The sequence below is a fragment of the Rhizobacter sp. P5_C2 genome, assembly GCF_054049715.1.
The window spans coordinates 48,161-62,437 of record NZ_JBFULV010000025.1; the positions used below are offsets into that span (position 1 = coordinate 48,161).

The 14,277-nt window shown below is 66.8% G+C and carries 13 protein-coding genes; 10 read left to right on the plus strand and 3 right to left on the minus strand.

What is annotated here, in order from left to right; translation table 11 throughout:
* Nucleotides 1–145: 145 nt before the first annotated feature.
* The 10 genes from ACXJLU_RS11785 (at nt 146) to ACXJLU_RS11830 (ending at nt 10,445) form a co-directional block, all read left to right on the plus strand.
* Nucleotides 146–1,171, plus strand: coding sequence for a DUF2169 family type VI secretion system accessory protein (locus ACXJLU_RS11785; protein WP_457331023.1), 1,026 nt, complete (start codon nt 146–148; stop codon nt 1,169–1,171).
* A complete protein-coding gene (locus ACXJLU_RS11790) occupies nt 1,168–2,235 on the plus strand; it encodes a beta-ketoacyl synthase N-terminal-like domain-containing protein (RefSeq protein ID WP_457331025.1) in 1,068 nt (355 codons plus the stop codon). The genes ACXJLU_RS11785 and ACXJLU_RS11790 overlap by 4 nt, the downstream gene beginning before the upstream one ends.
* 1 nt (nt 2,236) lies before the next feature.
* Nucleotides 2,237–3,148 carry a DUF4150 domain-containing protein gene (locus ACXJLU_RS11795; protein WP_457331027.1) on the plus strand — a complete coding sequence of 304 codons (912 nt, stop codon included), beginning with the start codon at nt 2,237–2,239 and terminating at the stop codon, nt 3,146–3,148.
* Nucleotides 3,145–4,077, plus strand: coding sequence for a type VI immunity family protein (locus ACXJLU_RS11800; protein WP_457331029.1), 933 nt, complete (start codon nt 3,145–3,147; stop codon nt 4,075–4,077). Before ACXJLU_RS11795 ends, ACXJLU_RS11800 begins: the two co-directional genes overlap by 4 nt.
* A gap of 19 nt (nt 4,078–4,096) precedes the next feature.
* Nucleotides 4,097–4,879, plus strand: a complete 783-nt coding sequence (locus ACXJLU_RS11805; RefSeq protein ID WP_457331031.1) for a type VI immunity family protein — start codon at nt 4,097–4,099, stop codon at nt 4,877–4,879.
* 10 nt (nt 4,880–4,889) lie between these two features.
* The gene (locus ACXJLU_RS11810) at nt 4,890–5,639 is read left to right on the plus strand and encodes a hypothetical protein (protein ID WP_457331033.1); all 750 of its coding nucleotides are present in this window, start codon (nt 4,890–4,892) and stop codon (nt 5,637–5,639) included.
* Nucleotides 5,640–5,731: 92 nt separating this feature from the next.
* Nucleotides 5,732–6,202, plus strand: coding sequence for a (2Fe-2S)-binding protein (locus ACXJLU_RS11815; RefSeq protein ID WP_073465097.1), 471 nt, complete (start codon nt 5,732–5,734; stop codon nt 6,200–6,202).
* Between the two features lie 10 nt (nt 6,203–6,212).
* Nucleotides 6,213–8,369, plus strand: a complete 2,157-nt coding sequence (locus ACXJLU_RS11820) for a xanthine dehydrogenase family protein molybdopterin-binding subunit (protein ID WP_457331035.1) — start codon at nt 6,213–6,215, stop codon at nt 8,367–8,369.
* Nucleotides 8,370–8,433: 64 nt separating this feature from the next.
* Nucleotides 8,434–9,678, plus strand: coding sequence for an NAD(P)/FAD-dependent oxidoreductase (locus tag ACXJLU_RS11825; RefSeq protein ID WP_457331037.1), 1,245 nt, complete (start codon nt 8,434–8,436; stop codon nt 9,676–9,678).
* 8 nt (nt 9,679–9,686) lie between these two features.
* Nucleotides 9,687–10,445 (plus strand): class II glutamine amidotransferase, encoded by a 759-nt coding sequence (locus ACXJLU_RS11830; protein ID WP_457331039.1) that lies wholly within the window; start codon nt 9,687–9,689, stop codon nt 10,443–10,445.
* A 17-nt stretch (nt 10,446–10,462) separates the two neighbouring features.
* Here the strand turns inward: ACXJLU_RS11830 and ACXJLU_RS11835 are convergent, their stop codons facing one another.
* The 3 genes from ACXJLU_RS11835 to ACXJLU_RS11845 all read right to left on the minus strand — a co-directional run bounded on the left by ACXJLU_RS11835 (nt 10,463) and on the right by ACXJLU_RS11845 (nt 14,276).
* Complete coding sequence (locus ACXJLU_RS11835; RefSeq protein WP_457331041.1) at nt 10,463–10,759, minus strand: hypothetical protein; 297 nt, start codon at nt 10,757–10,759, stop codon at nt 10,463–10,465.
* 69 nt (nt 10,760–10,828) lie between these two features.
* Nucleotides 10,829–12,904 carry an RHS repeat domain-containing protein gene (locus ACXJLU_RS11840; protein ID WP_457331043.1) on the minus strand — a complete coding sequence of 692 codons (2,076 nt, stop codon included), beginning with the start codon at nt 12,902–12,904 and terminating at the stop codon, nt 10,829–10,831.
* 208 nt (nt 12,905–13,112) lie between these two features.
* Entirely contained in the window at nt 13,113–14,276 is a 1,164-nt protein-coding gene (locus ACXJLU_RS11845; protein WP_457331045.1) for an ABC transporter ATP-binding protein, read from the minus strand.
* Nucleotide 14,277 lies beyond the last annotated feature (1 nt).

Here is a 14,277-nt window from a genome sequence, read left to right on the forward strand (position 1 = left end):
GTGCCGCTCACCGCGACACTCTTCTCCGCGACACACAGCCAGATGCTCTCCACCTCCACGTTCCCATGCCGATGGAGGTCAGGCCGATTGAGGTGGTACGGCTTGACCCAGGACGCCACGGACGCCCCTCACTGATCGGGCGCCCATGTGGCAACTTGCCAATCGAACGCCGTTCGCGGCCGAGCGCGTCTGGCTGCGCGACCGCGATGGCTCCGAGGTCTGGATCGTCGCGGTCAAGGCCACGTTCGACATCGCCGATGGTGCTCCCCGTGTCGCCGACGAACAGGCACCCGTGCTGCGGCTGCCGGAGCACCTCGGCGAAGCCGGCCGCAGCAGCCTGCGTCAAGATGCCGACCTCGTCCTGACCAAGCAGGCCACCGATGTGCTGGTGCTGGGCCATGCCCACGCACCGGGTGGATCACCGGTGACGCAACTGGACGTGGGCTTCAGCGTCGGCCCGATCCGGAAGGTGCTGAGGGTGTTCGGCGATCGGCGCTGGGGCACGCTGGGCGCGTCGGCGCCCGAGCCATTCGCATCGATGCCGCTGGTCTACGAGCGGGCCTACGGCGGCGTGGATGCGGCCTCGGCACACCCTGAGCGCGATTGGGAGTGGCGCAATCCGGTGGGCACCGGATTCGCCGTGTCGGGCCGCCATGCGAAGGGCCTGCGCCTGCCGAACATCGAACGACCGGAGGCGCCAATCCGTGGCTGGCGCGACCGGCCGGAGCCCGCCGGCTTCGGCCCGATCGCGTGCCACTGGCACCCGCGCGTGGGCTTTGCAGGCACCTACGGCGAACGCTGGATGAAGACGCGCCAGCCCTTGTGGGCCGAAGACCTCGACGATCGCTACTTCCAGAGCGCGCCGGCCGACCAGCAGGTGCCGGGCTTCCTGCGGGGCGGCGAGCCGGTGGTGCTGCGTGGCCTGACGCAGGGCGGTAGCCTGGACTTCACGCTGCCCAGGGTCTACCTCGGCTTCGAAACCCATTTCACCGATGGCACGCGGGAGATCCATCGCAACCGCCGCCTGCACACGTTGATCATCGAGCCCGATGGTCCCCGGCTGCAGATGGTGTGGCACAGCGCGCTGCCCTGTCATTTCAAGGTGCATCGGTTGCTGCGCACCGTCATCACGCTGAAGACCGGGCGCGATATGGACGGAGAGCGCCAGTGAGCGAGCCGGTGGCCATCGTCGCGCTGGGGGCGAGCACGCCGGTCGGCCGCTGTGCCGCATCGAGTGCGGCCGCGGTACGCGCCGGCATCTCGGTGTTCCAGGCGCACCCCGCGATGATCGACACGGCGGGCGAGCCGATGACGGTGGCCTTTGCCGACTGGATCGACCTGCAGCAGCCCTTCGAGCAGCGACTCCAGGCGCTGCTGCTCCCTGCTGTCGACGAGGTGCTCGAAGCCGTTGCGATGCCGATGCAGCGGCGCATGCCCGCCGAGTTGGCGCGGTGCGCACTGGCCTTGGCCATGCCGGCGGCACGGCCCGGCCTTGAAGCAGGGCTGGCACAGCGCCTGCTGGAAAGCATCTGCGGTCACTGCGAAGACATGTTTCAAGCCGCCGCGTGCTTCGAGGCCGGGCATGCCGCGGGCCTGCTGGGGTTGCGGGCCGCCGTCTCCAAGCTGGTGCGGGGAGAGTTGGATGCCTGCGTGCTCGCCGGCGTCGACAGCTACCTGCACTCGCTGACGCTGGAGTGGTTGGAGTCCTGCGACCAGTTGCATGGCGCAGGTGTGCAGAACAACGCCTGGGGCTTCGTGCCCGGTGAGGCGGCAGGGGCGCTGCTGCTGACGGGGTGGCACAAGGCGCAGGCGCTGGGGCTGCCGATCCTGTCGGTCGTGCTGGGCACAGGCCAGGCGGTCGAGGCGAACCGGATCAAGACACGCACGGTGTGCATCGGCCAAGGGCTGACGCAGGCCGTGCAGGACACGCTGGCGGCGCTGCCGGCAGGCGCACGCGTGAGCGACATCTACTGCGACATGAACGGCGAACCGTACCGCGCCGACGAGTACGGCTTCACCTGCACGCGTTCGGCGCAGAACTTCGTGTCGGCGTCCGACTTCGTCGCGCCGGCGGACTGCTGGGGCGACGTCGGCGCGGCCGGCGGTGTGCTGCATGCGGTGCTGGCCACGGTGGCCGGCCGCAAGGGCTATGCAAAGGGGCCGCTCTCGCTGCTGTGGGCGAGCAGCGAGGGTGGCGAACGGGCGGCCGCGCTGGTGGCCACGGCGGAGGGCTGACATGGCGGTCACGATCAAGGTCAACGGCACCTCGCACACGCTGGTGCACAAGGGCAGCAGCGGCGTGTCGACGGCGACGGTGCCGGACGTGTGCAAGACCCCGTCGCCGGGTGGGCCGGTGCCGATCCCGTATCCGAACATCTCGCAGTCGTCGACGCTGGCCAACGGCACGACGACCGTGAAGGCCGACGGCGGCATGATGATCGCGATCAAGGGCTCGGAGTTCTCGACATCGAACGGCGACAACGCCGGCACGCTGGGCGGCGTGAAGTCGTCGACCTTCATGAAGGAGTCGACCTGGATCCTCTACTCCTTCGACGTGAAGATGGAAGGCCGGAACGCCTGCCGGCTCACCGACAAGAAACTGCAGAACCATGGGAACACCGCCGACATGGCGGGCGAGCTGCAGATGGCGATCGCGGTGCAGACGCTGCAGGACATGCTGTGCGAATGCGACCAGCAGGTGCAACCCGAACCGGACGACACCTGCCCGTCGCTCGGCGCGAAGAAGCATGAGTGCATGAACAGCAAGATCAGCCAGAACCGGTCGCCCGTGATGATGGTGGGGGAGACGGCGTACAACCGGAAGACGGGTGAGCCTGCGGCGCGGCCGAACACGCGCATGCGGCTGATCGGCGAGCCGATCCATCAGTTCTTCCGGCGCATCCGCGGGAATATCTATCCGGATGCGACGATCCTTGATGACTATGGTCGGCCGGCTCGGTTTGCGGAGTTCAAGTTCCAGTGTCCGTCGCCGGTGCCTACGCGTCTGGGTGGTCCTCCGTCTACTGGAACGGCGGCCCAGTGGTGGAGCAAGGGGCAACGCGGCGAAACCCGTAGGCTGGGTATGCGGCAGGATCCCCCCATCACTGAGAGGCCCGCATTGATCACAAACGAGATGTGCCCATCATGACCGACACGGAAGATCAGGAACTTCGAATACTGGAGGAATTGCAACTGCAATTGAACGTGCGCAGTGGCGAATACTGTGCCGCCCGCACCGGCGTGACGTTGGTGCTGTACTACGGAAGGTCGACGCGCAATTTGGCAGGCGCGGTGGGGCGGCTGGTGGACCTCTACTTGGCAGCCATTCCAGAGGGTGCGATGAGGTCGACTCTGAGTGCAACCGGTATATGGCGGGGCTACACGAAGCAAGGACTGTCAACTCAGCTGCGTAGGCTCACAGCGCAGGACGTCGAATACACCTCCATTCATTTGAGCTCTGGTGAGCCCGCGCACATGGGCGACTATGGATTCCATTTCTTCGGATCTGATCTCTCCAACTTCGAACTGTGGCCTCGCGAGACTTGCTCCTGCATCCTTGAGTTTCCGTTGAGCGTGCTGAGACCCGGGCGTCGAGAGCATTTCGAAGACTTTGTCGCCGAGGCGGCAGCGGTCGAGCCCTTCGAGTCCGGCTACGCGGGTTACGCCTTCAAGCACTTGTCCGAGACATGGGGGGATCAGGCGATGCCCTGGATTGCGCAGAAGGCGCCCCGCTTCCTCGGGCTGGACATCAGCTACGACAGCTTCGCCGAGGTGGCCCGACGCCGTGTGGTGAATGTCTCCTGGATCACGTTGCTGGGGCAGCCTTTGGTTGACGATTTGGGCGGCGAAGCGCAGATCCGCTCTCAGCTGTCATCCGAAGTTCGCCTGCGATCGATTGCTTCTGGCTTGGCGATCGTCGCTGGCGAAGTCCCACCGATCGGCGACGTGAACCGTGGCCCGCACGACCTGCAATGGTTGAAGGAGGTGGCCGCGCTGACCCGGCCGGTTCGGGCGTCGATGGAAATCGACTTTGGCAGCGAGACCTTCCGCCGTACGTGGTTGAGCCGGCTCGACTGAAATGGCCAGGACTCTCCTGTTGGAAGAGATCGGCGTAAAGGAGTTGGACGCGCTGCGACTTCAGTTGAAGATGCGCAGCGGCGAGTACTGCGTCGCGCGCACCGGCGTTACGCTGGTGCTGTACTACGGCAAGTCGATGCGCGACATGGTGGCCCCGCTGACGAGGCTGCTGGATGCTTACTCTGGCGAACCCTCCCATGTCGGCGAATACGGCTTCCATTTTTTCGGGACCGACCTGTCCAGTTTCGATGTGTCGCCGCGCGAAGCATGCTCATGCATGTTCGAGTTTCCCCTCTCGATGTTGAATGTCGAACACCGAGAACGATTCGAGAGCTTTGTGGCGGAGATCTGCGACGCAGAGTCCTTTGAATCGGGCTACGCGGGGTATGCCTTCGAACATCTGACCAGATCGTGGAGAGATCAGGCATTGGCCTGGATTGCGCAGAAGGCCCCACGCTTCCTCGGTTTCGACATCAGCTACGACAGCTTTTCGGCAGTCGCCCGCCGCCGCGTGGTGAACGTCTCCTGGATCACCCTGCTGGGCCACCCCTTGATCAAGGAGCTGGGCGGCGAAGCGCAGATCCGCTCCCAGCTGTCGCCCGAGATTCGCTTGCGATCGCTGGCAACCGGTCTGGTCATCGTCACGGGCGATGTGCCGCCCATCGGTGACGTGTCTCGCGGCGCACAAGACCTGCAGCTGCCGAAGGAAGTCGCCGCATTGACCCGCCCCGTGCGCGCGGCGCTGCAGATCGGCTTCGGCAGCCAAGCCTTCCGCCGCTACTGGCCGAATCGACTCGACTGAGGACCGCCCCTTGCTCCGACCCTTCAACATCACGCTGAACTGCCACGCCTCGCCAGGCACGCTGAACCTGCACCTCCGCTTCATCGCCCCCCTCTCGACCGACGAGCGCCTCGGCTGGCTCGACCTGCTGAAAACCTTCGTCGACGTGGCGCAGTGCGGCGCGCTCTGCGGGTCGAACATCGCGCCGGCGCAAGCGGGCTGCGCCGTCGTCCACGCACACGTGCAGGGCGATGTGGCGGTGCTGGAGCTGTCCAACACCGCCCTCGATCCGGCCGCTTGCACCGTGCTGCTGAACCTGTGCCACTGGGCCCACGCGCAGTTCGCACCGTTGCACAGCCTGTCGCTGGCCTGGGCCGACCTCCCGGATCTGGCGCCCGCACCCGAGGCCGACCTGGTGTTCCCCGGCACCCGGGGCCAGCTCGGCTTCGCCCTGACCGACTACGAACTCGTCGGCCAGACGATCGCAGTCGACATCGAGTTCGAATCGCCGCAGTCCGAGCGCGACCGCGAGCGCATCAACACCGTCCTCGGCCACTGGTTCAAGGCCGCCAATTGGGGCGGCTATGCGGACGAACTCTTCCCGCCCGAGTCCAGCACGCTGACCGTCGCGTCGCCGCCGATGGTCGACGACGAAGTCGGCATCAGCTGGTACTTCGAGTCGTACCACTGCTCCTATGCGGTGTTCGGCGGGCTGCTCAACTGCCTGGCCCGCATCAACGCGACCGACGCACCGATCCGCCAGGTCACGATCGGGGAGTGATCCCGCCGTGCCCTAGGGTTTCCCGCGGGCAGACGGGGTGGCGACGCAGGGGGATCCTGGGTGCTCATGCACAAGACCCCAGGAGACGCCCCGTGAGCACACGTTTCAAGATCAACGGCAAGTCGGTCGACGTGAAGGCCGAACCGGACACCCCGCTGCTGTGGGTGATCCGCGACGAGATCGGCCTGACCGGCACCAAGTACGGCTGCGGCATGGCGCTGTGCGGCGCCTGCACCGTGCACCTGAACGGCCAGCCGGTGCGCTCGTGCCAGACGCCGGTGTCGGCCGTCGCCGGCAAGTCGGTCGCGACGGTGGAGAGCCTGTCGCGCAACAACACCCACCCGCTGCAGGTCGCGTGGATCAAGCACGACGTGCCGCAGTGCGGCTACTGCCAGTCCGGCCAGCTGATGAGCGCGGCCGCGCTGCTGAAGGACAACAAGAACCCGAGCGATGCCGAGATCGACGCCGCGATGAGCGGCAACATCTGCCGCTGCGGCACCTACCCGCGCATCCGCGCCGCGATCAAGAGCGCGGCCGCCGACATGCAGCACCACAAGGCCTGAGGAGAACGCCATGACCAAGACAACAAGTCTCAGCCGGCGCGGCTTCCTGCAGACCTCGGCGCTCACCAGCGGCGGCCTGATGCTGGGCATCGCGCTGCCCGGTGCCGTCTCCGATGCCAACGCGGCCGGCATGCTGTACACGCCGAATGCCTGGGTGCACATCGCCGACGACAACACCATCACGCTGCTGTCGGCCCGCTCCGAGATGGGCCAGGGCGTCTACACCTCGATGCCGATGCTGATCGCCGAGGAGTTGAACGTCGACATCCGCGCGATCAAGGTGTCGATCGCGCCGCCGAACCAGAAGCTCTACGGCAACGCACTGCTCGGTGGCCCGCAACTCACCGGCGGCTCGAGTTCGGTGCGCGACGGCTGGGAGAAGCTGCGCATCGCCGGCGCCCAGGTGCGCATGATGCTGATCAGCGCGGCTGCTCAAAAATGGAACATCCCGGAGTCGCAGCTGCGCGCCGAGAACGGCCATGTGATCGGCCCGAAGGGCAAGAAGGCGACCTACGGCCAGCTGGCCGCGGCGGCCTCGAAGCTGCCGGTGCCGGACAAGGTGGTGCTGAAGGACCCGAAGGACTTCAAGATCGTCGGCAAGCCGACCCGCCGGCTCGACACGCCCTCGAAGGTGAACGGCACGGCCGAGTTCGGCATCGACGTGAAGCTGCCCGGCATGGTCTACGCGTCGCTCGAGCAGTGCCCGGTGATCGGCGGCACGGTGAAGAGCTTCGACGCGAGCAAGGCGAAGACGATGCCCGGCGTGATCGACGTGGTGCAGATCCCCGACGGCGTCGCGATCGTGGCCGACACCTGGTGGCACGCGAAGACGGCGCGCGAGGGCCTGACGGTCGTCTGGGACGAAGGCCCCGGCGCGGCGCTGACGCACACCGCGATGACCGAGAGCACGCGCGGCGCGCTGAAGACCGGCAAGGTGCTGCCGCTGAAGGCGGTGGGGGATGCGGATGCCGAGATCGCGAAAGCGGAGAAGGCGTCTGGCAAGGTGATCCGCGCCGAATACATGATGCCGCTGCTGTCGCACTCGCCGCTGGAGCCGATGAACTTCACCGCGCACGTGCATGACAACCGCGTCGAGCTGATCGGCCCGACGCAGTGGCAGGACGCCGCCGCCGCCACGGTGGCCAAGGTGGTCGGCGTGCCGCCGGAGAACGTGAGCCTGCGCACCACCTTCCTCGGCGGCGGCTTCGGCCGGCGCATCGACATCGACTTCATCATCCAGGCCGCGCAGATCTCGAAGGCAGTCAACAAGCCGGTGAAGCTGCTGTGGACGCGTGAAGACGACATGACGCACGACTTCTACCGGCCGCAGTCGGTGCACCAGCTGGCCGCCGCGATCGGCCCGGACGGCAAGCCGACCGCGATGACCTTCCGGATGAGTTCGCAGTCGATCACCGGCCGCGTGTTCGGCCTGCCGGCCGACGTGCAGGACCCGCTGATGACCGAGGCGGCGGTCGCCGGCTACGCGGTGCCGGCTTCGCGGCACGACATCGTCAAGCACGATGCCGGCTTGCGCGTCGGCTACTGGCGCTCGGTCAGCCACGCGCTGAACGCGTTCGCGAACGAGACCTTCATCGACGAGCTCGCGGTCGCGGCGGGGCAGGATCCGCTCGCCTACCGGATGTCGCTGCTGGCCGGCCAGCCGCGCTTCGCCAACGTGCTGAAGATCGCGACCGACAAGGCCGGCTGGGGCAGCGCGGCGCCGGCCGGGCGCTTCCGCGGCATCGCGCTGATGGAGGGCTACGACACCTACATGGCCCAGGTGGCCGAGATCTCGGTCGCCAACGGCGATGTGCAGGTGCACAAGGTGACGGTGGCGGCCGACCTCGGGCGCATGGTCAACCCCGACACGGTCGAAGCACAGATCCAGTCGAGCATCGTGTTCGGGCTGACCGCGGCGCTGTTCGGCGAGATCACGCTCGAGAAGGGCCGGGTGCAGCAGACCAACTTCCACCAGTACCGTCTGCTGCGGTTGAACGAATCGCCGACGATATCCATCACGCTGGTGCCGAGCACCGAGAAGCCGGGGGGCATCGGCGAGCCGGCGACGGCGCTGATCGGCCCGGCGGTGGGCAACGCGGTGTTCGCGGCGACCGGCAAGCGGCTGCGCAGGATGCCGTTCACGCCGGAGAACATCCAGAGCGCCTGAGCAGCGTGAACGAGGGCGGGGCACGGGTATCCTTGCGGGCTCTTCCGAGCCTGCAATCCGCCCGATGTCTCCGATTCAGAACCTCCCGCTGACCGACCTGCCCGAACGTTGCGAGGTGCTCGTCGTCGGAGCGGGCCCGGCCGGCAGCGCGGCGGCGCAATGGCTGGCGCGGGCCGGCGTCGACGTGGTGCKGGTCGACCAGCACCGCTTCCCGCGCGACAAGGTGTGCGGCGACGGCTTGATCCCCGATGCGCACGCGGCCCTGGCGCGGCTCGGCGTGCTCGACGAGGTGATGGCACTGGCCCAGCCGGCGCAGCACGTCGGCTGCATCGGGCCGCGCGGCGGGCGCGTCGACGTGCCCGGCACGCTGGCGGTGCTGCCGCGCCGCGAGCTCGACCAGATCCTGTGCCGCTCGGCCGCACTCGCCGGCGCGAAGATGTTCGCCCCGGTCCACTTCGAGGGCCTGCTGCACGATGCGGCGGGCCGTGTCGGTGGCGCGACCGTGGGCCATGGCACCGTCAAGCGCGAGATCCGCGCCCGCTGGGTGCTGCTGGCCACCGGTGCGGTGCCGCAGGCGCTGATCGCCGCGGGTGTGTGCGAGCGCCAGGCGCCCAGTGGCATTGCGATGCGCACCTACATCCGCAATCCGGCGATGGCCGATCGGCTGCGCGCGCTCGACGTCGTGTGGGACCGCCGGCTGCGCCCCGGCTACGGCTGGATCTTTCCGTGCCGCGACGGCGTGTTCAATGTCGGCGTCGGCGTCGCGAACAGCCACCGCCGCGGGGCCGACGGCCGCCACAACAAGCTCGACGTGAACCTGCGGCAGATGTTCGCGAGCTTCTGCGAGTTCTATGAACCGGCGCGCGAGCTGCTGGCCGGCGGCGAACTGCAGGGCCCGCTGAAGGGTGCGCCGCTGCGCTGCACATTGAAGGGGGCGGTGTTCTCGCGTCCCGGCCTGCTGGTGACCGGCGAGGCGGCCGGCAGCACCTACTCGTTCACCGGCGAAGGCATCGGCAAGGCGATGGAGACCGGCCTGCTGGCGGCCGAGGCCGTGCTGGCCGGCCGGCGCACCGACGACGATGCCGTGCGCACCCGCTACGAGGCGGCGCTGCGCGCGTTGCAGCCGCGCTTCGCGCTGTACGAGCGGGCGAACGGCATCAACGCCCACCCATGGCTGGCCGACCTGGTGATCTGGCGCGCGCAGCGCAGTGCGCGGCTGCGTGAGCGCATGAGCGGCGTGCTGAACGAGACCAGCAATCCGGGTACGCTGCTGAGCCTGAAGGGCGTCAAGCGCCTGTTCCTGGAGTAGCGACAACCATGTGCCAGCTGCTGGGCATGAATGCCAACACGCCGACTGACCTGATGTTCAGCTTCACGGGGTTCTCGACCCGTGCCGAGGAGCACAAGGACGGCTTCGGCATCGCGTTCTTCGAAGGCGCGGGCACGCGGCTGTTCGTCGATGCGCAGAGCGCGCGGCTGTCGCCGGTGGCCGAGATGGTCCGGCACTACCCGATCCGCAGCCACAACGTCATCGCGCACATCCGCAAGGCGACGCAGGGCGTGGTGGCGCTGGAGAACACGCACCCGTTCGTGCGCGAGCTGTGGGGGCGCTACTGGGTGTTCGCGCACAACGGCGACCTGAAGAACTACCAGCCGCGGCTGCATGCGGCGTTTCGCCCGGTGGGCAGCACCGACAGCGAGCGCGCGTTCTGCTGGCTGATGCAGGAGCTGTCGAAGGCGCATGCCGACCTGCCGCCGGTGGGTGAACTGACGGCCACGCTGGCCGAGCTGGTGCCGCGCATCGCGGCGCACGGCAGCTTCAACTTCATGCTGAGCAACGGCCAGGCGCTGTGGGCCCACTGCTCGACGAAGCTGAGCTGGCTGGTGCGGGAGCATCCGTTCCACAAGGCGCGGCTGCAGGATGAGGACATGAGCGTCGACTTCGCCGAGCTGACGACGACGGCCGACCGGGTCGCGGTGGTCGTCACCGAGCCGTTGACCGCCGATGAAGCGTGGCGGGCGTTTGAGCCGGGGGAGTTGAAGGTGTTCGTGAATGGTGGGGTGGTGGAGCGCTGAGCCTTCTTCGCGGAGCGTTATTCCGCCTGCCGTTTGTTCGCGACGAACTTTCTCGCGTGCAGAAGAATGCCGGAACCGCGCGGATCGATCGGCGTGCCGTCCAGTTCGCTCAACCGGCCGTGCGTTTCCTCGACGATCTTGATCAGATAGAGCTCGAGGAATTCCAACGCCACGGCGAGCGCGTCCATCTCGTCCCGACCAATGACCTCTGACGACAGGTCAGGGTCGTCGCAGGTCAGTACTTGGCAGCCGGCATAGTTCCCGTCCAGCATTGCCGGCCGGTAGGGCGCGCCGAGAGCGACGTGGATGGCCACCGTCGTTCCATCGGGCATCTCAAGTTGAAGTGATCGGGATGCGATTGAAGTGAACATGGCTGTTCCGTTTCAGTTGCCGGAGTATTTCGCGTTGCATGCCGCAATGCGGGCGAAGTGAGCAGCGAAGCAACCAGATTTGGTGGCCTCGTCGCATGCCGATTCCACACAAGCCTTGAGAATGGCTTGACTGGCGATATAGCACGCGGCGCGCTCTTTCTTCCCATCGGGGTTGAGGGGCCTCGCCAGTATCGGGTCGGGCGGCCAAATGTTCGTCGAACCACCTTGTAGCGGATCGGTCGGATCTGCCGGGCTTGATGCTGGCCGAGGCTTGAACAACTCTCGGCATCCGGGCGAGAGAATGCAACCGATGACAGCCGCGGGAATGAGCATCGGCAGCGCTTGAGCCAACTGCCCGTCACGGTCGATGTATTCGGCAGGCCTGCCATCGACATACGAATAGGTGTTCATCCCTCCGCGCAGCCCGATGGGATCCGACTCCCTGTACCGCCCGGTGCCGCTGTCGTAGTTGCGGAAGTAGTTGTAGAACAGGCCACTCTCCGCATCCGCGTACTGACCTGGAAGGCGCAGGTTCTGCGTGAAGGAGCCGAGCCCGCTCGGGTTGACCTCGGGCGCGGTCGTTCCGAACGGCTCGGCAAACCATTGCCAGTGAATCGCGTTGTTCATGTCGACGACGAGCCGCGGTGTATTCAGGTGATCGGCATGGATGTGGAAGGCCAGCGGTGCGCCGCTCGGATTCGCAGGATCCGGCATGAACATCGCCACCGGGATGTCGTCGAGCCACACGTATTCGCGCAGCGCCTGTCCCGCTTGGTCGTATTCGCCGAGCAGCTCACCGTTGAGCCCGTAGACGAAGATGATCGTGCTGCTCGCTCCTGCACTTGTCACCTTGCGGATGCGCCGCTTGTCGGCGTCGTAGGTGTAGGTGCCGGTGACGCCTGCCTTCGTGATGCTCGCAAGGGACCCGCTCAAGCCATAGGTTGCCGTGTAGTTCGGGTTGTCGCTGGTCGTGTTCCCGGCGTTGTCATACCCGAAGCTGCGCGCGGGGTTCGTGATGCTGGCGAGCCGATTGCTCGTCGCCTCGGTGCTGTAGAGGCTCGGACTTCCGTTCAGGCTCACGCCGGTGCGGTTGCCGTTGGAGTCATAGGTGATCGACCAAGTGCTCACAACCGTCGTCACCTGCGTGATTCGGTCATTCTCGTCATAGCCGAAGCTCTGGTCCAACGCCGGCTGCGAGATGCCGTCGTTGGCGCTCAGGTGCGTGAAGCTGATGATGCGGTCGGCCGCGTCGTAGGTCACGTCGCGGAAGACGTTGCCCAGTCGATACCGGGTCACGCGACCACTCAGGTCGTAGAAGCGCTCGTGCAGCGTTGTCCCATCCGCCATGTTCCAGTTCCAGCTCGTCACTGGGCCGAAGGGCTCCCACTTGATGTTGCTGAGCAGCGGCGTCGGGGTGTCGTTCGCATCCTGGGCCAGGCCAATGCCAGTGACGTGCCGGCTGGTGTAGCTCTGCACCACCTTGCGGCCCGACGGGTAGGTGATGCTGGTCAAGCGGCCCAACGTGTAGCCGTAGCTCGTGGTGCTGACGATGGCGGTGCTGTTGGCGCCAGCAGCCGGACTCACGGACTGAACGGCTTCGAGCACCCGTCCGCGCTGGTCGTACTTGAAGCGAGACCAACCGTTCGGGTGATCGGTGCGGCTCAGCCGGTTGGCGCTGTAGCTGTAGTCCGGGCCCTTCAGGTCATAGGCCCAGCTCACCGTCTGGCTCGCCTGGCCGCAGCCGTCGCGCGGGTACTGCGTGACGAGGCTCCTCGGGTCGGTGACCTGGGTGATGCGATCCTTGCCGTCGTATTGGAACTGCGTCAGCCCCTGCTTCGGATCCGTGTGGTCCTTGACCCGGTACAGCGAGTCGTAGCTGAACTTGGTCTGAATGTTCAGGCCGCCGGGATCACGGGTGATCTTCGTGACGTGTCCTTCGGCATCGTATTCATACGCGCGAAGCGGCGTCGGGGATATCGGTGGCGGTGGCAACGTCTGGGCGTGGGCCGTGAGCTGGCCGGCTGCTACGAGTGCAGTGATGACTCGCACGAGCGCAACGGCCTTGCGCCCGGCAAAGAGACATGCCATGAATGGCTCCTGGGGTCGGTTGAAATGGCCCCAACAGCCCGGGCGCGACGCGCGATGCTAGTAAAACGTCGCCTGCGCCGGCTCCTTACTTTCTACAGAATTGCGCGCTACTCATCCGCAGGCTGCCCACCATATTTCTCGCCTCCGCCATATTTACTGCACAGTAAATATCGAAGAACTGCGAAATATGGTCCGCGCCGGCAAGCCCTCAGAGCCGCTCCTGCGACCCCGGATCGAACAGCGACACCTTCTCCGCCGCGATCCGGAACGGCGCCTGCGCGCCCACCGCCGGCTCCGCGTGCCCGCTCAGCATCGCGCTGACCTGCTGGCCCTGCACGTCCATCCAGACGATGGTCTGCGCGCCCATCGGCTCCACCAGCGCGACCGTGCCGGTGCCGTCGCCCACGGCCGCGCCGTCCAGGTGCAGCGCGATGTCTTCCGGGCGGATGCCCAGCAGCACCGCCTGCCCGTCGCGCGGCGCCTGCGCGAATGCATAGCGCGTCACGTCGACCGACAGGCCGGTGCGCTTGAACGTCACCGCGCCGCCCGCCACCTGCAGCGTGCCTTCGGCGAAGTTCATGCTCGGCGAACCGAGGAAGCCGGCGACGAACACGTTGGCCGGCCGGTTGTAGATCTCGCCCGGCGCGCCGATCTGCTGGATGCGGCCCTTGTTCATCACCGCGATGCGCGACGCGAGCGTCATCGCCTCGACCTGGTCGTGCGTCACGTAGACCATCGTCGTGCCGATGTTCTTGTGCAATTGCTTCAGCTCGCGGCGCAGCTCGGCGCGCAGCTTCGCGTCGAGGTTCGACAGCGGCTCGTCGAACAGGAACACGCCGACGTCGCGCACCAGCGCGCGCCCGATCGCGACCCGCTGGCGCTGCCCGCCCGACAGCTGCGAGGGCTTGCGCTTCAGCAGCTCCTGCAGGTGCAGGATCTCGGCGGCGCGTGCCACGCGCTTCTCGATCTCGGCCTTCGGCGTGCCGTTCACGCGCAGCCCGAACGACATGTTCCGCTCGACACTCATCGTCGGGTACAGCGCGTACGACTGGAACACCATGCCGATCGAGCGGTCCTTCGGGTCGGCCCAGGTCACGTCGCGCCCGCCGATCTCGATGCTGCCGGCATGCACGTCCAGCAACCCGGCGATCGAATGCAGCAGCGTCGACTTGCCGCAGCCCGACGGCCCGAGCAGCACCAGGAACTCGCCGGCCTGCACGTGCAGGTCCATCGCGGCAATGATCGGAACGCCGCCCAGGCGGATCTCGAGCTGGCGGATGTCGACGTTCGCCGACGCCACATGCGGCACCGGCGTCGCGGTGGATGACGAAGACGGCAGGTCGACGGATGAATTCACAGGAATGGCAGACACG